The 18,400-nt window shown below is 73.4% G+C and carries 19 protein-coding genes; 11 read left to right on the forward strand and 8 right to left on the reverse strand.

Annotation, left to right across the window (positions count from 1 at the left end):
- The first annotated feature begins 5 nt into the window (after positions 1–5).
- Together ACIP4Y_RS10060 and ACIP4Y_RS10065 are read left to right on the forward strand one after the other, a co-directional pair.
- Complete coding sequence (locus ACIP4Y_RS10060; protein WP_401390254.1) at positions 6–422, forward strand: DUF742 domain-containing protein; 417 nt, start codon at positions 6–8, stop codon at positions 420–422.
- The gene (locus ACIP4Y_RS10065; protein ID WP_401390257.1) at positions 409–1,011 is read left to right on the forward strand and encodes a GTP-binding protein; all 603 of its coding nucleotides are present in this window, start codon (positions 409–411) and stop codon (positions 1,009–1,011) included. The genes ACIP4Y_RS10060 and ACIP4Y_RS10065 overlap by 14 nt, the downstream gene beginning before the upstream one ends.
- A gap of 3 nt (positions 1,012–1,014) precedes the next feature.
- On the opposite strand, the gene ACIP4Y_RS10070 is transcribed toward ACIP4Y_RS10065, so the two are convergent.
- From ACIP4Y_RS10070 to ACIP4Y_RS10080, 3 genes are read right to left on the reverse strand one after another with little or no spacing between them, the layout of a single operon-like run.
- On the reverse strand, positions 1,015–1,683 hold the full coding sequence (locus tag ACIP4Y_RS10070; RefSeq protein ID WP_358644801.1) for an ABC transporter permease: 669 nt from the start codon (positions 1,681–1,683) through the stop codon (positions 1,015–1,017).
- Positions 1,680–2,333 (reverse strand): ABC transporter permease, encoded by a 654-nt coding sequence (locus tag ACIP4Y_RS10075; RefSeq protein ID WP_401390261.1) that lies wholly within the window; start codon positions 2,331–2,333, stop codon positions 1,680–1,682. Before ACIP4Y_RS10075 ends, ACIP4Y_RS10070 begins: the two co-directional genes overlap by 4 nt.
- Complete coding sequence (locus tag ACIP4Y_RS10080; protein WP_401390264.1) at positions 2,330–3,460, reverse strand: ABC transporter ATP-binding protein; 1,131 nt, start codon at positions 3,458–3,460, stop codon at positions 2,330–2,332. The genes ACIP4Y_RS10075 and ACIP4Y_RS10080 overlap by 4 nt, the downstream gene beginning before the upstream one ends.
- 127 nt (positions 3,461–3,587) lie before the next feature.
- Between ACIP4Y_RS10080 and ACIP4Y_RS10085 the strand changes: the two genes are divergently transcribed.
- Genes ACIP4Y_RS10085 through ACIP4Y_RS10095 form a run of 3 tightly spaced genes read left to right on the forward strand, consistent with a single transcriptional unit; the run spans position 3,588 to position 8,921 of the window.
- Entirely contained in the window at positions 3,588–3,974 is a 387-nt protein-coding gene (locus ACIP4Y_RS10085) for a hypothetical protein (protein ID WP_401390267.1), read from the forward strand.
- Positions 3,975–3,986: 12 nt separating this feature from the next.
- A complete protein-coding gene (locus ACIP4Y_RS10090) occupies positions 3,987–4,871 on the forward strand; it encodes a hypothetical protein (RefSeq protein ID WP_401390270.1) in 885 nt (294 codons plus the stop codon).
- 48 nt (positions 4,872–4,919) lie between these two features.
- Positions 4,920–8,921 carry a CHAT domain-containing protein gene (locus ACIP4Y_RS10095; protein ID WP_401390272.1) on the forward strand — a complete coding sequence of 1,334 codons (4,002 nt, stop codon included), beginning with the start codon at positions 4,920–4,922 and terminating at the stop codon, positions 8,919–8,921.
- A gap of 14 nt (positions 8,922–8,935) precedes the next feature.
- Here the strand turns inward: ACIP4Y_RS10095 and ACIP4Y_RS10100 are convergent, their stop codons facing one another.
- From ACIP4Y_RS10100 to ACIP4Y_RS10120, 5 genes are all read right to left on the reverse strand, one after another.
- Positions 8,936–9,082: a hypothetical protein gene (locus ACIP4Y_RS10100; protein WP_401390275.1), complete on the reverse strand. Its 147-nt coding sequence runs from the start codon at positions 9,080–9,082 to the stop codon at positions 8,936–8,938.
- Positions 9,083–9,150: 68 nt separating this feature from the next.
- On the reverse strand, positions 9,151–9,558 hold the full coding sequence (msrB, locus tag ACIP4Y_RS10105) for a peptide-methionine (R)-S-oxide reductase MsrB (RefSeq protein WP_358644811.1): 408 nt from the start codon (positions 9,556–9,558) through the stop codon (positions 9,151–9,153).
- Positions 9,559–9,573: 15 nt separating this feature from the next.
- Positions 9,574–10,965, reverse strand: a complete 1,392-nt coding sequence (gene murC / locus ACIP4Y_RS10110) for a UDP-N-acetylmuramate--L-alanine ligase (RefSeq protein WP_401390278.1) — start codon at positions 10,963–10,965, stop codon at positions 9,574–9,576.
- A gap of 216 nt (positions 10,966–11,181) precedes the next feature.
- The gene (locus tag ACIP4Y_RS10115; RefSeq protein ID WP_358644815.1) at positions 11,182–11,655 is read right to left on the reverse strand and encodes an indole-3-glycerol phosphate synthase; all 474 of its coding nucleotides are present in this window, start codon (positions 11,653–11,655) and stop codon (positions 11,182–11,184) included.
- A 129-nt stretch (positions 11,656–11,784) separates the two neighbouring features.
- Positions 11,785–12,633, reverse strand: a complete 849-nt coding sequence (locus ACIP4Y_RS10120; protein ID WP_401390281.1) for a pyrimidine reductase family protein — start codon at positions 12,631–12,633, stop codon at positions 11,785–11,787.
- 37 nt (positions 12,634–12,670) lie between these two features.
- Between ACIP4Y_RS10120 and zapE the strand changes: the two genes are divergently transcribed.
- The 6 genes from zapE to ACIP4Y_RS10150 all read left to right on the forward strand — a co-directional run bounded on the left by zapE (position 12,671) and on the right by ACIP4Y_RS10150 (position 18,359).
- Positions 12,671–13,774, forward strand: a complete 1,104-nt coding sequence (gene zapE / locus ACIP4Y_RS10125; RefSeq protein WP_401390284.1) for a cell division protein ZapE — start codon at positions 12,671–12,673, stop codon at positions 13,772–13,774.
- 205 nt (positions 13,775–13,979) lie between these two features.
- On the forward strand, positions 13,980–14,375 hold the full coding sequence (locus ACIP4Y_RS10130) for a hypothetical protein (protein WP_401390287.1): 396 nt from the start codon (positions 13,980–13,982) through the stop codon (positions 14,373–14,375).
- Positions 14,376–14,454: 79 nt separating this feature from the next.
- Entirely contained in the window at positions 14,455–15,033 is a 579-nt protein-coding gene (locus ACIP4Y_RS10135; protein ID WP_208035067.1) for a carbonic anhydrase, read from the forward strand.
- Positions 15,034–15,041: 8 nt separating this feature from the next.
- Positions 15,042–16,520: a SulP family inorganic anion transporter gene (locus tag ACIP4Y_RS10140; protein WP_401390291.1), complete on the forward strand. Its 1,479-nt coding sequence runs from the start codon at positions 15,042–15,044 to the stop codon at positions 16,518–16,520.
- 103 nt (positions 16,521–16,623) lie between these two features.
- Entirely contained in the window at positions 16,624–17,448 is an 825-nt protein-coding gene (locus ACIP4Y_RS10145) for a slipin family protein (RefSeq protein WP_401390294.1), read from the forward strand.
- Positions 17,449–17,489: 41 nt separating this feature from the next.
- Complete coding sequence (locus tag ACIP4Y_RS10150; RefSeq protein ID WP_358647735.1) at positions 17,490–18,359, forward strand: PPK2 family polyphosphate kinase; 870 nt, start codon at positions 17,490–17,492, stop codon at positions 18,357–18,359.
- The last annotated feature ends 41 nt before the right edge of the window (positions 18,360–18,400 follow it).

The raw sequence follows: 18,400 nt of genomic DNA on the forward strand, positions 1-18,400 counted from the left end.
TTCCCATGGCGGACGGCATCGCGCCGCCGGGCCCGGACCCGGTCGGCCCCGCCCCCGCCGTACGGCCGTACCTGGTCACCGCCGGCCGGGTGGCGGACGCCGTCTCCGGCCGGGCACTGCCCGTGGAGACCCAGGTGGTCGCCACCGCCGACGGTCTCGACGCGCTCGGCCGGCTCGCCTTCGAGCAGCACGACATCGTGGCCGCCTGCCGGCTGCCGCAGTCGATCGCGGAACTCGCGGCCCGGCTGCGGCTGCATCTGAACGTGGTCCGCGTCCTGGCCGAGGACCTGCGCGAGGAGGGCCGGCTGGCGGTGTACGTACCGGACGCCGAGGCCACCCGCGACGCGTCCGTCCTGCGCAGGGTTATCGACGGTCTGCGGGCCGTCCCCGACTCCCGAGGGGTACCGAGTGACACCGACTGAACCGCTCCTGGCCCGGGGCCCGGCCGCGCCGGGGGCCGTACGGCCGCCGCTGCCGGTCAAGATGGTGATCGCGGGCGGTTTCGGCGTGGGAAAGACCACGGCCGTCGGCGCGATCTCGGAGATCGAGCCGCTGACCACGGAGGCGTCGATCACCGAGGTCGCGGCCGGTGTGGACGACCTCACGCACACCCCGCGCAAGACCACGACGACCGTGGCGATGGACTTCGGCTGCCTCACCATCGACCCGACGCTGAAGCTGTACCTGTTCGGCACGCCCGGGCAGGAGCGGTTCGGGTTCATGTGGGACGACATCGTGGAGGGCGCGGTCGGCGGGCTGGTCATCGTCGACACCCGCCGGCTGGACGACTGCTACGCGGCCGTCGACTACTTCGAGCACAAGGGCATCCCGTTCGCCGTCGCCGTGAACGCCTTCGACGGGCGGGTGGAGCACTCCCTGGAGGAGGTCCGCTGGGCGCTGGACGTCTCCGACGCGGTGCCGGTGGTGGTGTTCGACGCCCGGGAGCGGGGCTCGGTGCGGGACGCGCTGCTCGTCGTACTCGAACTCGCGCTGGCCCGCACCGAGCGGTGACCGTCAGCCGCTGCGGCGTACCCCCGGCGACACGGTGAGCCGGGCGGCCGCCCAGAACACGGCGAGGGTCGCGAGGGCGAGACCGGCGACGAGGGTGGCGCCGCCGATGACCTTCTCGTAGTCCCTCTGGTAGAGACCGTCGATGATGTACCGGCCGAGGCCGCCGAAGCTGACGTAGGCGGCGATGGTGGCGGTGGAGACGATCTGGATGGCCGCGGTGCGCAGGCCGCTCAGGATCAGCGGGAGCGCGACCGGCACCTCCACCTGGAGCAGCACGCGCATCTCGGGCATGCCCATTCCCCGGGCCGCGTCCACCGGGGAGGGGTCGACGGAGCGGATCGCCTCGTAGGTGGTGACCAGGATCGGCGGTACGGCGAGCACGACCAGCGGGATCATCACCGGCAGCATGCCGAGGCCGAGCCAGATGAACATCAGCACCAGCAGGCCGAAGCTGGGCAGCGCCCGGCCGGCGGTGGCGACGAGCGCGAGGGCGTTGCCGCCGCGGCCGTAGTGGCCGGTGAGCAGGCCGACGGGCAGCCCGATCGCGGCGGCGAACAGCAGGGCTTCCAGCGAGTACTGGATGTGCTCGGCGAACCGGGTGGGGATGCCGTCGTAGCCGTGCCAGTGGGCACTGTCGCTGAAGAAGGCCTGCGCGAAGTTCAGGACGTTCACCGGGTGGCCCCCTTGCGCGGCATCCAGGGGGTGAGCAGGAGGCGTACGACGACCAGCGCGGCGTCGACGAGGACGCCCAGCACCCCGATGGTCAGCACCGAGTTCACGGCCAGGGCGGGCCGGTGGTAGGTCTGGGCGTTCCAGAGCATGTTGCCGAGGGCGCCCTGGTTGCCGATGAGCATGCCGACACTGACCAGGGAGATGCTGGACACTGCCGCCACCCTGAGGCCGGCGATGATGGCGGGTACGGCGATGGGCAACTGGACCTGGAAGTACCGGCGTACGGGCCCGAGACCCATGGCCTGGGCGGCGGCCAGGGTCTCCGGCGGCACCGAGCGGACGCCGTCCACGATCGCCGGGACCAGCACCACCAGGCTGTAGAGGGCGAGCGGGATCATCACCGTGGTCTCGCTCTGCCCGAAGTAGTCGATGAGGACGACGAAGAAGGCGAGCGAGGGGATGGCGTAGAGCACGGTGGTGATGCCGAGGACGGGCGGGTAGATCCAGCGGAACCGCACGCACAGCTGGGCGATGGGCAGCGAGACGAGCAGTCCGGCCAGCACCGGCAGCAGGGCCTCGCGCAGGTGCAGCCCGACGAGGCCGAGGTAGCTGTGCTGGAGGTCGCTCGGAAGGTCGAAGAAGCCGCTCATCGCCCGGCCTTCACGTCGGCCTGCTCGGCCACCCGGCTGTGGGCGGCGCGGATGGCCTCGCCGATGACCTGCTGGGATACGACGCCGACGGCGCGTCCCTCGCCGTCCACCGCGACCGCCCAGCCGGTCGGGGAGAGCACGGCACCGTCGAGCGCGGTGCGCAGCGAGTCGGTGCCGGGCACGAACGGCCGCCCGAAGTCCAGCAGCCGGTCCCGGTCGACGGCGCCGGCGGCGAGCCGGTCCGGCTCGCTCCAGCCGAGCGGCCTGCCGTCCAGGTCGGTGACGAGGACGTAGGGGGCGGTGGCCCGGGAGGCGAGCTGGTCGGCGCCGGCGTCGATCGCGACGATGGGCGCGGTCTGCAGCTCCAGTCCCGCGGAGGGGAAGAAGGAGAGCCGGCGGATACCGCGGTCGGCGCCGAGGAAGTCCTCCACGAAGGAGTCGGCGGGCGCGCTCAGCAGTTCGGCGGGCGGGGCGAACTGGGCGAGCCGGCCGCCGGTGCGCAGCACGGCGACCTTGGTGCCCAGTTTGATCGCCTCGTCGATGTCGTGGGTGACGAAGACGATGGTCTTGCCCAGCTCGTCCTGGATGCGCAGGAGTTCGTCCTGGAGTCCCTTGCGGACGACGGGGTCGACGGCGGAGAACGGCTCGTCCATCAGCAGCACCGGCGGGTCGGCGGCGAGGGCGCGGGCCACGCCGACGCGCTGCTGCTGGCCGCCGGAGAGCTGGTACGGGTACCGCTTGGCCAGCGCGGTGTCGAGCCCGACCCGTTCCATCAGCTCGGCGGCCCGGGCCCGGGCCTTCTGCTTGGTCCAGCCGAGCAGGCGGGGCACGGTGGCGATGTTGTCGAGGATGGTGCGGTGCTGGAAGAGACCGGCGTTCTGGATGACGTACCCCATGGACCGGCGCAGGGTGTTGACCGGCTGCTGCCGGATGTCCCGGCCGTCGAGGAGGATGCTGCCCTCGGTGGGCTCCACCATCCGGTTGATCATCCGCAGGGTCGTCGTCTTGCCGCAGCCGGAGGGCCCGACGAGGACGGTGATCGCGCGGTCCGGTATCTCCAGCGACAGCCGGTCGACCGCGACCGTGCCGTCGGGATACCGCTTCGTGACTGCATCTATCCGTATCAAAACGCCGCGTACCCTTCGGGCGACCGAACCTGGGCTGGTGCGGGGAGAGTCTAGACGGCGACTGTTTCAGCACTTTGGCGGGAGAGCCCGGGATCACCTGCGGGGGCGGGCGACTACCATGGGTGACGTGTCGTCACTTGAGGATCATGACGAGCAACTGGCTCTGTTGTGCCGCCAGTTGCCGCTACTGCGTCGGCTGCACCAGGGCCCGGTCGGCGCGGCGCGCGGACGGATCGTCGAACAGGCTGTCCGGGCCGCCCGGGCCGGCGAGCCGGTCGCGGAACACCTGGTCCGGCTCGGCCTGCTGGCCGAGGACGGCGAGGCGGACACCGACGGGACGGACATCCGCTCGTCCCTGCCGCCCGCCGTCGCCGACGCCGGTCCGCACACCGTGACCGGGGTGCACGTCTGCCCGCGCGGGGTCTGCGCCCGGCGCGAACGGCGGCGGCCGGACCAGGAGCTGCCGGTGTGCGAGGTGTTCGACGTGGCGCTGCGTTTCGACGCCGAGAGCTGAGCGGGGCTGCCGGTGCTCACGGGGCTCGTCACCGACGTCGGCCGGAAACTGGCCGAGCGCTGGGCGGCGGCGCTGGTGCTGCCGGGACTGGTGTTCACCGCGCTCGCGGCCACCGGCCTGACCCTGGGCCAGCGGCACTGGGCGGACCTGGAGCTGCTGCGGCACCGGCTGCGCGAGCTGACCGCCGGCGGATCCGGCTCGGGCTCCACCCGGACGGCGGTGCTGCTGCTCGGGGTGCTGGCCGCGTCCTTCGCCGCCGCGCTGCTCGCCGACGCGCTGGCCGGGCCGTACGAGCGTGCCCTCCAGGGCAGTTGGCCGCGCCCGCTGCACCCGCTGGCCCGTCGGCTCACCGAGCGCCGGCAGCGCGCCTGGGCCGACCGGAACGAGGCCTGCGGGGCGGCCCTGCCCACCGCCGCGCTGGCCGAGCTGGAGGCCGAGCGGAACGCGGTGGCGCTGGTCCGGCCGGAGTGCCCGACCTGGACCGGGGACCGGCTGCGCGCCCCCGCGACCCGGATCCGGCTGCACTATCGCATCGAACTCGCCGACGCCTGGCCGAGGTTGTGGCTGCTCCTGCCGGACACCACCCGGCTCCCGCTGGCGGAGTCCCGGCAACGGCTGGACGAGGCGATGCGGCTCGGCGGCTGGGCGGTGCTGTACGTGCTGCTGGGCGCGGTGTGGTGGCCGGCCGCCGTGGCGGGGGCGGGCGCGGGCCTGGTCGCCTGGCGGCGCGGCCGGGAACGCGCCGAGGAGTACGCCGAGTTGGTGGAGTCCGCCGTGGACGTCCACCTGCCGGAGCTGTTCGAGCGCTTCGACGACGAGACCCACCCGGTCCGGGCCAGCCTCGGCCGCACGATCACCGAACGTTTCCGCAAGGGAGCGGGCGCCCGACGCCGATGACACAGCCCGAACACACGGGGCACCGCTTCGAGGACAGGAGTGCGGACCATGACGACGGGGGCGGGGCGGGAGCCGGACGGGGAGGAACGGCGCGGGGGTGAGGAGCGGTTCGGGGGCGAAGAGCGTTTCGTGAGGGAGGACCGCTGGGGCTCCGGCGAGCGGCGGACCGGCGACGGTCAACCGGCCGACCACGACCAACAGCCCCACGAGTACCCCCCGCCCGGCAAGGACCGCGCCGCCGCCCGCGACCGGCTGCTGCGGGCGGGGCGCGAGCCGGCCGGTGAAGAGCGGTTCGTGAGTGAGGACCCGCGGGCCTACCGCGAGCGGCGGACCGGCGACGGTCAACCGGCCGACCACGACCAACAGCCCCACGAGTACCCCCCGCCCGGCAAGGACCGCGCCGCCGCCCGCGACCGGCTGCTGCGGGCGGTCCGGGAGCGGCTCGACCGGCTCGGGGGCCCGGACGGTACCGCCGTGCTGCGGACGGAGGAGGCGCGCGCCGAGGCCGACGCGCTGTTACGGCATCTGGTGCTCGCCGAGGCGGACGGCGGCCCCGGCGTGGACCCGGAGGTGGCGTACGCGCTCGGCGTCACCCTGATGGTCCGCGGCGGCGAGGCGGACACCCGGATGGGCCTGCTGCTGCTCGCCCCGTTCCACTGCCATCTGCCGGGCACCCCGGACCCGCTGCCGCCGCCGCTGCGCGCCGGGCTCGACGCGCTGCTCGGCACCGGCCGGCCCGAGGACCCCGAGGCCGTCGTGCGGGAGCACGCCGCGTCCCTGGTCAACGTCGGCTATCTGCTGCTGGAGCTGGGCCTCGCCCTCACCTGGCCGGAGGCGCTGGAGGCGTGCGCGGTGCTGACCCGCGGCGCCCTGCCGCACCTGGCGGCCGGGGGACCCGACCGGGCCGTGGCCGGCTGCAACCTCGGCTACGCCCTGCTGGTCCTCAGCGACGCCCCCGGCCGGGACACGCCGGGTGACCCCGCCCCCGACCGTCTCGACGAGGCGGTCCGCGTGTTCCGTACGGCGCTGGCGGCCACTGCCCCGGACCACGACAGCCACGCCCGCTGCGCCAACGGCCTCGCCCTCGCGCTGCTGGCCACCGCGGCCAGGACCCAGGACCGTACCCGGCTGCCCGAGGTGATCGAGCTGCTGCGGACGGCGACCCGCGGCGCCGGCCCGGCAGACGGCAACGCGGCACAGGTGCACTCGGACCTCGGCTACGTCCTCACCCTGCACGCGGCGGACGCCGAGCGGGACGAGGACATGTCACCCGAGGTCCGGGCGGAGGCCGTCACCGCGCTGCACCGCGCCCTCGACCTCACCCCGGCCGAGGACGAGGCGGCGGTCCGCTCCCATCTGGACCGGCTGGCGCAGGCCGCGCTGATCGGCCTGCGCCGGGCCGACCGGGACCGCGCGGCCGAACTCGCCGCGGACGCCGCCGAGGCGTTGCGCCGGCTGCTCGACCTCACCCCCGCGGACCACCCCGAGCGGGAGGACGTACGGCTGCGGCTGGCGGCCAACCTGATGGCCGCCGGGCGGCCCGAGGAGGGGTTCGGGCTGGTCGCCGCGGCCGACCCGGTGTTCACCGGGGACTCCCGGCTCATCGGTGAGACCGCGGCGCGGCTGCGCGCGCAGTCCCTCGGTCCGGACGAACCGCTCACCCGGACCGGCCTCAGCCCCGAGTTGCAGGCCGACGCGGACGCCATCGACGCCATCGTGCACGCGGCGTTGTCCGGGGAGGACGACAGCCACCCCATCGCCGCCGTGCTGAGCCTGCTCGGCATGGGCCCGCAGGGCGGCGGCAGCGGGCGCGGCCAGGAAGTGATGGACTTCGGCAAGCTGATCCTCGGCCACCCCGGGCAGAGCTCCCTGGGCGACATCTTCGGCCAGGCCCTGGAAATGGAGCTCCAGCGCCTCGCCAGGATGCCCGAGGCGGAACGCGCGCAGGCCGTCACCGACCTCCTGCGGGGCACCACAGCCGAGCCGGGGCCGCGGGAACCGGTCGACACCGGTGCCCTCGACGAGATCCTCGGCGTCTACGACCGGCTGCTCGCCGCGGCAGCCCCGGACTCCCGCGAACACCGCCTGCTGCGCACCGGCCGCTCGACCCTGCTCGTGGGGGCGGCCATGCACGCCGAGGGGGACGCCGCGGCCCGGCTGGAGCGGATGCGCGGGACGCTGCCGCTGCTGCGCGAGCTGTACGAGGAACTGCCGCTCATGATGGCGGACATGGGCCTCAGCCCGGAACTCTTCGCCGGTCACGCGGCGCTGGCGTTCGCGCACGACTCGCCGTTCGACCACGTCCAGGCCCTGGAGGACGGGGTCCGCGGCGCCCGCCGCAGGCTGGCCCGTCTGACGCCGGGCACCCGGGAGTACGACGACACCCGCACCACGCTGGCCATGCACCTGTTCACCCGGCACGGGCTGTGGTCGGAGGAGACCGACTACACGGAGGCCGAGACGCTGGCCCGGGAGCTGACCGCGACCGGCGCACCGGACCTGCGCACCGCCCTGCTGGTGCAGCAGTGGGCCTCCGCCGCGCAGCACCGCGTGCAGCGCGGGCGGCTGCTGGAGGCCCGACCGGCCGGCGAGGGACGCTCGCCCAGCCTGATCATCCGGCTCGCCTGCGACGGCGCCGCCCAGGCCTTGGACCGGCACGACCCGGTGGAGGCCCTGGAGACGCTGGAGGACGGCCGGGCGCATCTGCTGTCCACCGCGCTCAACGCCCGCCGTGAACTGTCCGTCCTGCAGGGCGCCGACGCCGGCCTGCACGCCCGGTTGCGGTCCGCCCTGGACCGGCTGCGCGCGCTGCGCCGGAGCGCGGAGCCCGGCCGCTGGCCCGGCCCGGAACAGGTCGCCGAGCAGCGCGCCGCCACCGAGCACGCGGCCCGGCTCATCACGGAGCTCCAGCAGCGCCCGGACTTCCAGCGGTTCCTGACCCCGCTGCCGCTCGGTCTGGACGATCTGCGGCCGGCCGCCGCCGAGGGCCCGGTGGTGAGCGTCAACGTCCATCCGCGCCGCTGCGACGCGCTGGTGCTGCGGCCCGACGGGGTGCTCCCGGTGCCGCTGCCCGGACTGGACGCGGCCGGTCTCGCCGCGCAGGCCGAGTCCTTCCGGCTGGCCGTCGGCGCGCTCACGGCCGGCCCGCGCGATCCGCTGTTCGAGACGGCGCGGGAGATCTTCACCGGCACGCTGGCCTGGCTGTGGGACGTCCTGGCCGAACCGGTCCTGGACGCCCTGGGGTTCACCGGCCCGCCCGCCCCGGGGGCGCCCTGGCCCCGACTGTGGTGGTCGCCGTCCGGAGTGCTCAACTCCTTCCCGCTGCACGCCGCCGGGCACCACGGTCCGGGCGCGCCCGCGGGGGCGGCCGTCCTGGACCGGGTGGCCTCCTCCTACACGCCGACGCTGCGCGCCCTGCTGTACAGCCGGGCCCGCCGGCGTGCGGCACCGGGCCGGCGGGGCGTGCTGGCGGTGGCCATGCCTCAGACGCCGGGGCAGGCGCCGCTGGCCCGGACGGTGGCCGAGGCCGGGGTGGCGGTCGCCGCGAGCGGCGGCGACCGGCTGGTCGGGCCGGACGCCACCCGGGCGGCGGTGTGCGGCGCGCTGCCGGGCGCGGCGGTGGTGCACTTCGCCTGCCATGCCGACAGCGACCCCGAGGACGCCGCGGCGGGCCGGCTGCTGCTCGCCGACGGCGACCTCTGTGTCGGCGAGATCGCGGAGTTGCATCTGGAGTCGGCGGAGCTGGCGTACCTGTCGGCGTGCGGGACGGCCCGCGGGAGTGCCTCGCCCGCCTTCGTGGACGAGGTCATCCACCTGGCCTCCGTCTTCCAGGTGGCGGGCTACACGCAGTCGGTGGCCACGCTCTGGGAGGTCGGGGACGCCTTCGCCGCCGAGGCCGCCGCCGCCTTCCACCACAGGCTGGCCCCGGCCCTGCCGGACCCCGCCCCGCTGCCCGCGGCGCTCGCCCTGCACGACACGGTGCGGGCACTGCGCTCGGCCGACCCGGACCGCCCGTGGACCTGGGCCGCGCTGGTCCACGCCGGCGCCTGACGCGCCGGGCCGCTTCAGTCGGTCGCCGCGGCCCTGGGCCGCGTGTGCGGGCGGGCCGTCTCCCGGGCCGCCGCGGTGGCCCACCGGACGCCGGGCGGCAGCGCGGCGTCCCCGGTGGTCGCCTCGTACCCGGTGACGGAGTCCCCGGTGCGGTGCGGCACGCCGACGGCTCCCCCGGCCGGCCCTACGGCATCAGCCCCGGCCGCCCCGGCAGTCCCACGGGTGTGGCTCAGCTCTCCTCGGGGACCAGCCGCAGGGAGATCGAGTTGATGCAGTACCGCTGGTCGGTGGGGGTCGGGTAGCCCTCGCCGGCGAAGACGTGCCCGAGGTGGGAGCCGCAGCGGGCGCACCGCACCTCGGTGCGGACCATGCCGTGGGAACGGTCCTCGATCAGCTCCACGGCGTCGGTGTCCTTCGGGTCGTAGAAGGACGGCCAGCCGCAGTGCGACTCGAATTTGGTGTCGGAGGTGAACAGGTCGGCGCCGCAGGCCCGGCAGGAGTACACACCCTTGGTCCTGGTGTCCGTGTACTCACCGGTGAAGGCCGGCTCGGTGGCGGCCTGGCGCAGCACGGCGTACTCGGCCGGGGTCAGCTCCGCGCGCCACTGCTCGTCCGGCTTCTCGACGTCGTACGACATCAGCTCTCAGCCCCTTTACTGCGACAGGCGGTCCAGGATCAGCGGGCCCAGGTCGGTCACATCGCCCGCGCCCATGGTGAGAACGAGATCACCGGGCTCCGCCATTCCCGCGATCACCGCGGGGATCTCCGCCTTGTCGTGCACGGCGGTGACGCCGGCGCCGGCCGCACGCGCGGCCTCGATGATCAGCTCGCTGGTCACGCCGGGGATCGGGTCCTCGCGGGCCGGGTAGATGTCGAGCACCACCGAGGCGTCGGCGAGGACCAGCGCCTGCCCCATCTCCTTGCCCAGCTCCTGGGTGCGGGAGAACAGGTGCGGCTGGAAGACGACGAGGATACGGGCGTCACCGGCGGCGGCGCGCATGGCCTCCAGGTCGGCCGTCATCTCGGTGGGGTGGTGGGCGTAGGAGTCGATGACCTGGACGCCGGCCGCCTCGCCCTTGAGCTGCAGGCGCCGCTTGACGCCGGTGTAGGCGGCGAGCGCGGGCGCCAGCTGCGCGGCCGGGACGCCGAGGGCGGCACCGGCGGCGAGCGCGGCGACGGCGTTGAGGGCGTAGTGCCGGCCGGGCACGGAGACGGTGAAGGTCAGCTCCTGCCCGTCGAGCACGGCGGTGACCTGGCTCTTCAGCCCCTGCGGGACGATCGACAGCACGCGTACGTCCGCGTCGGCGGCCTCGCCGTAGGTCACCACCCGCACATCGCACGCCGTGACGCGCCGGGCCAGCTCCCGGGCGCCCTCGTGGTCCGCCGACACGACCAGGGTGCCGCCCTCGGTGATCCGGTCCACGAACGTCTCGAAGGACTCGTAGATCTCGTCCATGGAGGCGTAGTTGGCGTGGTGGTCCAGCTCGACGTTGAGGACGATGGCGACCTCGGGCGCGTACTTGTGGAAGCTGCGGTCCGACTCGTCCGCCTCGGCGACGAAGATGTCGCCCTCGCCGTGCAGCGCGTTGGAGCCGGGCGCGTCCAGGTCGCCGCCGATGGCGTACGACGGCTCCAGCCCCAGCTCGGTCAGCGAGACGGCCAGCATGGAGGTGGTCGTGGTCTTGCCGTGCGTCCCGGCCACGGCGATCGGCCGCAGCCCCTCCATCAGCGCGGCCAGCGCGTCGGAGCGGTGCACGACCGGGATGCCCAGCTCGGCGGCGCGGGCCAGCTCGGGGTTGTCCTTGCGGATCGCCGACGACACGACGACACAGCTCGCGTCGTCGGCGAGGTGCTCGGCGGCGTGCCCGATGTGCACGGTCGCGCCCAGCGCCCGCAGCGCCTCGGCGGTCGCCGACTCCCTGGCGTCGCTGCCGGCCACCTTCGCCCCGCGCTGCGCGAGAATCTTGGCGATACCCGACATCCCGGCGCCGCCGATGCCGATGAAGTGCGGTCGGTCCATGGCGGTAGGAAGGCCGGGTGCCATGCGTTTCTCCCCAGAGACGGTACGTAGTAGAGCGGCCCTAGCCTATGCGCTCAAGCAGCCTGTCAGCCTGCGAGGGGCGTGGGCCGGCCGGCCCAGGGGCGCAGGGCTGTATCGATAGGGGGCTGCGCCGCGCGGGCGCGACCAGCCACAACGTACTCGCACGCGCCATCACACCGGCACCCCGAACGGCGCTCACCGGCCGACCCGGCGGAGCGTCTAGACCTTGCTGTGCGAGAACAACTTCAACACCGGCACCCCCACCCGGTGCCGCGCCCGCGAGGCCCAGTCCCGATGGAAGAACTCCTCCACATAGTGCGGATCGGTGAGCACGATCACCTCGTCCGCCGCCACCTCCGCGACCAGCGACTTCAGCGCGTCCAGCGGATGATCCTCGACCAGCCGCCCCTCCGCCGCGCTCCCCGCGGAGCGCAACGCCTGGAGGGACACGTCCAGGGCCTGCTGTCCCACGCTGCGCGCCTCCTGCCCCTCCGGCGTCTCCCGCTCGCGCACCGCCTCGTCGAGTTCGCCGAGCGCGATGTCGTCGATGGCCCGCAGCAGCCGGTCCGCCTGCTCGCCGCGCGGCTGGAGCAGCACGTGGAAGGCGACGGGCTCGTCTCCGTGCAAGGTGGTGACGAACTCGACGTCGGCGGACGTCAGGGCCTTCTCGATCATCAGAACGCTTGTGAACACCAGGCGCCTCTTCTCCTTAGAGGGCCCGGCAGGGCCCCTGCGGAAACCATCCTTCCCCGTGATCGCACGGGTACTGCCGGACTAAGTCTGCCCGCCGGAAAGTAACCGGAACGGTAGATTCCGCTGATTTCAGGGCCGACGGTAACGAGCGAACAGGAATCCGTCCTCCTCCAGCAGGGACGCGAGGGCGAACCGGTGCGGCACGGCGACCGACGGCCCCCCGGCGATGCGCTGGGCGCTGCCCGCGGTGAGCGTCGGCGACAGGGTCAGGCACAGCTCGTCCAGCACCTCCGCGGCGATCAGCTGGCCGAGCAGCCGGGGGCCGCCCTCGGTGAGCAGCCGGGTGTGCCCGAGCCCGGCCAGGGCCTGGATCGCGCGGGCCGGCTCCACGCCCATGCCCTCGCCGGCGATCAGCACCTGCGCACCGGCCCGCTCGGCGGCGGCGATCCGGTCGGGGGCGGCCGCGGCCCCGGTCAGGAGCAGCGTGGGCACCAGGGGCGAGGTGAACAGCGGCAGCGTGAAGTCCAGCTCCAGGCTCGCGGTGACGATCGCGATCGCCGGGACCGGGCCCTGTCCGGCGGCCTCGCGGGCCCCCGCGAACTCGGTCCGCACGCGGGCGGGGCGGTACCCCTCCTGCCGTACCGTTTCCGCGCCCACCACCACGACGTCCGCGAGCGCCCGCAGGGTGCCGAAGATCCGCATGTCGGTGGCGCTGGAGATGGGCTGGGAGCGGCCCTCGTGCTGGGCGGCGCCGTCGAGGGAGGAGACCATGTTGGCCCGCAGCCACGGCCGCGGGGCGCCCTGCGCGGGCTCCGGGTAGGCGTAGGCGGCGGCCAGCTCGGCGAGGCTCCACTCCCGGTTCTCCTCGCGGGCGTGAGCGGCCTGGGCGGCGGCGGCCCCGCCGGCCCCCTCCGCTTCCGGGCCCCCGGCCGAGGCCCGGGCTGCTGTCTCTTCGGTCACAGGGAACAGGCGTCGCATGCCGTGCAGTGTGACACGGCGCTTAGCATGGATAACTGTGTCGTCCTCCACCACCGCCCCCGGTTCCAGTCCGCTGCCGGAAGCCGGCCCCCTGTCCCTGTGCGCCCGTGAGCCGCACGTCCCCGCGGACCGGCTGGTCGCCGAGATGGTGCCGCCTCCGCGTTTCGACTCGGTCCGCTTCGCCACGTACATCCCGGACCCGAACCAGCCCAGCCAGACCGAGGCCGTCCGGGTGCTGGAGGGCTTCGCGGCCGGGCTCGGCGGGGCGCAGGCCGCCGGCAACGGCAAACGCGGCCTCTTCGGTTTCGGCCGGGCCAAGGCGCCCAAGGCACCGGCGGGCCCGCGCGGCGTGTACCTGGACGGCGGCTACGGCGTCGGCAAGACCCATCTGCTCGCCTCCCTGTGGCACGCCGCCCCGGCCGAGCCGTCCCGCAAGGCGTTCGGCACCTTCGTGGAGCTGACCAACCTGGTCGGCGCGCTCGGTTTCCAGCAGACGGTGCAGACCCTGTCCGGGCACAGCCTGCTGTGCATCGACGAGTTCGAGCTGGACGACCCCGGCGACACGGTCCTCGTGTCGACGCTGCTCGGCAAGCTGGTCGAGGCGGGCGTGGCGCTCGCCGCCACCTCCAACACGCTGCCCGGCAAGCTGGGCGAGGGCCGCTTCGCCGCGGCCGACTTCCTGCGCGAGATCCAGGGCCTGTCGGCCCACTTCCGCCCGCTGCGCATCGACGGCGAGGACTACCGCCACCGCGGCCTGCCCGAGGCCCCGGCGCCCTTCTCCGACGAGGAGGTCATGAAGACCGCCTTCGCCACCGAGGGCGCCTCCCTGGACGACTTCCCGCACCTTCTGGAGCACCTGGCGAAGGTGCACCCGAGCCGGTACGGCGCGCTGACCGACGGGATCCGGGCGGTGTGCCTGACCGGCGTCCAGCCGGTGCCGGACCAGTCGACGGCACTGCGGCTGGTGGTCCTCGCCGACCGGCTCTACGACCGCGAGGTCCCGGTGCTGGCCTCGGGCCTGCCGTTCGACAAGCTGTTCAGCGAGGAGATGCTGAACGGCGGCTACCGCAAGAAGTACTTCCGCGCGATATCCCGGCTCACCGCGCTGGCCCGGGACGGGAAGGGCCTGCTCGGCGCGTAGCCGCCACCGGGCATCCAATAGTCGGTCAAACTCCGCGGGTCAAGGGCTGGTTCACGCCACGCCACCCGCATTTTTCACGCTTCCTTGGGCGCGTAACGTTCAGTTAACACTGCAAAGGCCTTTGCCGGGTTAACGTGCTTCTTGACCATCCATTGACCAACCCTTGGTCTGGACAAGAAACGTGAACGCGGCGGAGGGGGTGCTCATGTTCCGAGGTACGACCGTCCGGAGCCTGCTCACCCTCCTCGGCGCCGCACTGCTGGCATTCCAGCTCTTCACTCCCACGGGAACCTTCGCACCCGCGCACACGTTCGGTCAGGCATTGACCAAGACCGAGACCGGAATCACCACGTCCGCATACCCCGTGCGCGAGGGCGCGGACAAGGTCCGCGCCCCCGGCTGCCCGGGCGATCCCCTGGGGACCCCGCACGTCCGCGACCGGCAGCGCTGCCCCGCGTCCTGCTGCTGCTCAGAACGCGACCTCATATCCGGCCGGACGGCCGGTGCGGGCCCGTCGGCACTCTCCGAGGCCCCGCACCGCCCCGCTCCGAGAGCCTCCAGATCCCACACCCCGGCAGCGCTCCAGGTCTTCCGCTGCTGAGAGCCGGCTGCTCTCTTCGCCCCCACAACCGTTGTTCAAGTCCGACGCGCCAGGCAGGCGCGCCAGGAGGAACTCATATATGCAGCCCCTCATCGACAACGCCCGTACCTTCGGACAGCGCCCTGAGGAGTTCGCCAAGCTCGCCGAAGGCCAGTCCCCGCAGGTGCTGTTCATCACCTGCTCCGATTCCCGGGTCGTCCCGGCCCTGATCACGGGCGCCCGCCCCGGCGAGCTGTTCGAGCTGCGCACCGCGGGCAACATCGTCCCGCCCTACGTCTCCGAGCACCCCACCAGCGAGGCGGCCACCATCGAGTACGCCGTGGAGGTGCTCGGCGTCCGCGACATCGTGGTCTGCGGCCACTCGCACTGCGGCGCCGTCGGCGCACTGGTGCGCGGGGACGACCTGACCGCCGTACCGGCCGTGCGCGACTGGCTGGCCTCCGCCACCCCGCGCCCGGCCGGCGCGGCCGAGGACCCGGAGGTCGCCGAGGGCGTGCAGTCCCACGTCCTGACCCAGCTGCTGCGGCTGCGCTCGTACCCGTGCGTGGAGCGGAAGCTGGCGGAGGGTCAACTGGACCTGCACGCCTGGTACTACGAGGTGCACACCGGAGCCGTACGGACGCACCGCCCGCAGACCGACACCTTCGAGTCCCTGTGAGCGCGCCGATGACCGACAACCGCACTCTCATATCCCGTTTCCCCCACCTCAAGGAGGACTTCGCCGCCTCCCTGGTGGTCTTCCTGGTCGCGCTGCCGCTGTGTGTGGGCGTGTCCGTCGCCTCCGGGGCGCCGGCCGAACTCGGTCTGGTCACCGGCATCGTGGGTGGCCTCGTCACCGGGTTCATGCGCGGCAGCAGCCTGCAGGTCTCTGGTCCGGCGGCCGGCATGACCGTGCTCGTCTACGAGGCGATCAAGGAGTTCGGGCTGCCGGTGCTCGGCGTGATCGTGCTCGCCGCCGGTGTCATCCAGGTCGCCATGGGCCTGCTGCGGCTGGGCCGTTACTTCCGCGCCATCTCCGTCTCCGTCGTCGAGGGCATGCTGGCCGGGATCGGTCTGGTGATCATCGCCGGGCAGCTGTATCCGGCACTGGCGACGAAGGCGCCCGACTCCGGCCTGGACAAGATCTTCGGGGTGCCCGGCGCGCTCTGGGACGCTTTCGGGGACACCGACGCCCTGGCCTCGCTCGCCGTGGCCGCGGGCACGATCGCGGTGCTGCTGCTGTGGAAGTACACCCCGGCGAAGGTCCGTGCTCTGCCCGGCCCGCTCGCCGCGGTCGGGCTCGCCACGCTGGCCACGTTCGGGCTGGACCTGCCCGTGGCCACGGTCGAGGTGAAGGGCCTGCTCGGCTCGATCCAGCCGCCGCCGCTGAGCGCGTTCGGCGAGCTGGCCGGCGTCGGCCTGCTGGGCACGGTCGTCGCCTTCACCCTGATCGCCTCCGCCGAGTCGCTGTTCAGCGCGGCGGCCGTCGACCGGCTGCACTCGGGGCCGCGCACGCAGTACAACAAAGAACTCGTCGCCCAGGGCACCGGCAACATGGTGTGCGGGGTGCTCGGCGCGCTGCCGATGACCGCGGTGATCGTGCGCAGCGCGACCAACGTCCACGCCGGCGCCCGGACGAAGGCCTCCCGGGTGCTGCACGGGGTCTGGCTGCTGCTGTTCGCGGCGCTGCTGCCCGACGTGCTCGCGTACATCCCGATCCCGGCCCTCGCGGGCATCCTGATCCACGCCGGCGCCAAACTGATCCCGGTCCGGTCGCTCACCGGACTCTGGCGCGAGCACCGCGGGGAGGCGCTGGTGCTCGCCGCCACGGCCGTCTCCATCGTGGCGGTCAGCATGTTCGAGGGCGTGCTCATCGGTCTCGCGCTGGCGGTGATCAAGACCGCCTGGGAGGCCTCGCACATCAGGCTGGAGGTCGTGGACAAGGGCATCGGCCCGGTGGAGGCGCACCTGTCCGGGAACGCCACCTTCCTGCGGCTGCCGAAGATCCTGGACAGCCTGGAGTCGCTGCCCCAGGACCGCCCGGTCCGGCTCGACCTGTCCGGGCTGCACCACCTGGACCACGCCTGCCGCACCGCCCTGGACAACTGGGCCGAACGGCACAGCGCGGTCGGCACGGAGCCGGTGAAGCTGGTCACCGCGGCCTGAGTGCCCGCCCGTGGGGCCGGGATGCCGAGAGCTCTCGGCATCCCGGCCCCACGGGCCTATCGTGGCAACAGCAGACAAACGGCCTCTGGGTGAGGAGGTCACCATGGTCGAGGACCTTGTGGTGGCCGTTGCGGCGGCGGGCTCCGCCGGTCTTGTGTACCTGGCGTCGGCGGCCCGCGTGGTCAAGCAGTACGAACGCGGTGTGCTGTTCCGGCTCGGCCGGGTCGCCGGGGACGTACGGCCGCCGGGCCTGAACCTGATCATCCCCTTCGTGGACCGGCTGCAGAAGGTCAACATGCAGATCGTGACCCTGCCGATCCCGGCCCAGGAGGGCATCACCCGCGACAACGTCACCGTCCGGGTGGACGCGGTGGTCTACTTCCGGGTGGTCGACGCCACGAGCGCCCTGGTGAAGGTCGAGGACTACAAGTTCGCGGTCTCGCAGATGGCGCAGACCTCGCTGCGGTCCATCATCGGCAAGAGCGACCTGGACGATCTGCTGTCCAACCGCGAGAAGCTCAACCAGGGCCTGGAGCTGATGATCGACAGCCCGGCGGTGGGCTGGGGCGTCCAGGTCGACCGGGTCGAGATCAAGGACGTGTCCCTGCCGGACACGATGAAGCGGTCGATGGCCCGCCAGGCCGAGGCGGACCGCGAGCGCCGGGCCAGGATCATCAACGCGGACGCCGAGTTCCAGGCCTCCAAGAAGCTCGCCGAGGCCGCCCAGCAGATGGCCGACACACCGGCCGCGCTCCAACTGCGGCTGCTGCAGACGGTGATGGCGGTGTCGGCCGAGAAGAACTCCACACTGGTGCTGCCCATTCCGGTGGAGTTGCTGCACTTCCTGGAGCGGGGCGCCCAGCCCTCGCTGCCGGAGAAGGACCGGGAGCCCGCCGCACACACCGACGGCGGACCGCACCCCGGCTGACGGGCACCCGAGCCACCCCGACCCGGACGGAAGGAGCGCCGGTGCCGAAGAAGCCGGCCAGGAAGCGCGAGGAGACTCTCCGGGACCTGCTGCGCCTCCCGCCGGGCGAGCGGATCGAGCTGACCGGGTACGACGCCCGGGCCACCCCCGGCGCCCCGGACGGCAAGCAGGCCGCGCTGGCGGACAGCGCACGCATGGGCAAGCACCTGGCCGGCCTCCAGGAGCGGCTCTGGGCGGCGGGCACGGCGGGTGACCGCCGCCGGGTGCTGCTGGTGCTGCAGGGCATGGACACCAGCGGCAAGGGCGGCACGGTCAAGCATGTGATCGGCCAGCTCAATCCGTCCGGCTGCCGGATCAGGGCGTTCAAGGCGCCCACCGAGGAGGAGCGGCGGCACGACTTCCTGTGGCGGGTGCGGCAGGCGCTGCCCGAGCCCGGCGAGATCGGCATCTTCGACCGCTCGCACTACGAGGACGTACTCGTCGCCCGCGTCCGGCACCTGGCCCGGCCCGCCGAGATCGGCAGCCGCTACGGCCTGATCAACGACTTCGAACGCACCCTCGCCGAGGACGGCGTCACCCTCGTCAAGTGCTTCCTGCACCTCTCCTACGACGAGCAGCGCCGCCGTCTGCTGCGCCGCCTGGACCGCCCCGACAAGCACTGGAAGTTCGACCCGGGTGACATCGGCGAACGCGCCCTGTGGCCCGCCTACCAGGAGGCGTACGAGCTGGCTATGAAGCGCTGCGCGGCCCCGTACGCGCCCTGGTACCTGATCCCGGCGGACCGCAAGTGGTACCGCAACTGGGCGGTCAGCCGGCTGCTGCTGGAGCAGCTGGGGGAGCTGGACCCGCGGTATCCGGAGGCGGACTTCGACGTGGCGGAGTGCCGGGAGCGGCTGCTGCGGCAGACGTGACCCGGGGCAGACGTGGGCCGGGCCGGCCGGGGTACCCGGCG

The organism is Streptomyces sp. NPDC088810 (assembly GCF_044750305.1).
GTDB lineage: Bacteria > Actinomycetota > Actinomycetes > Streptomycetales > Streptomycetaceae > Streptomyces.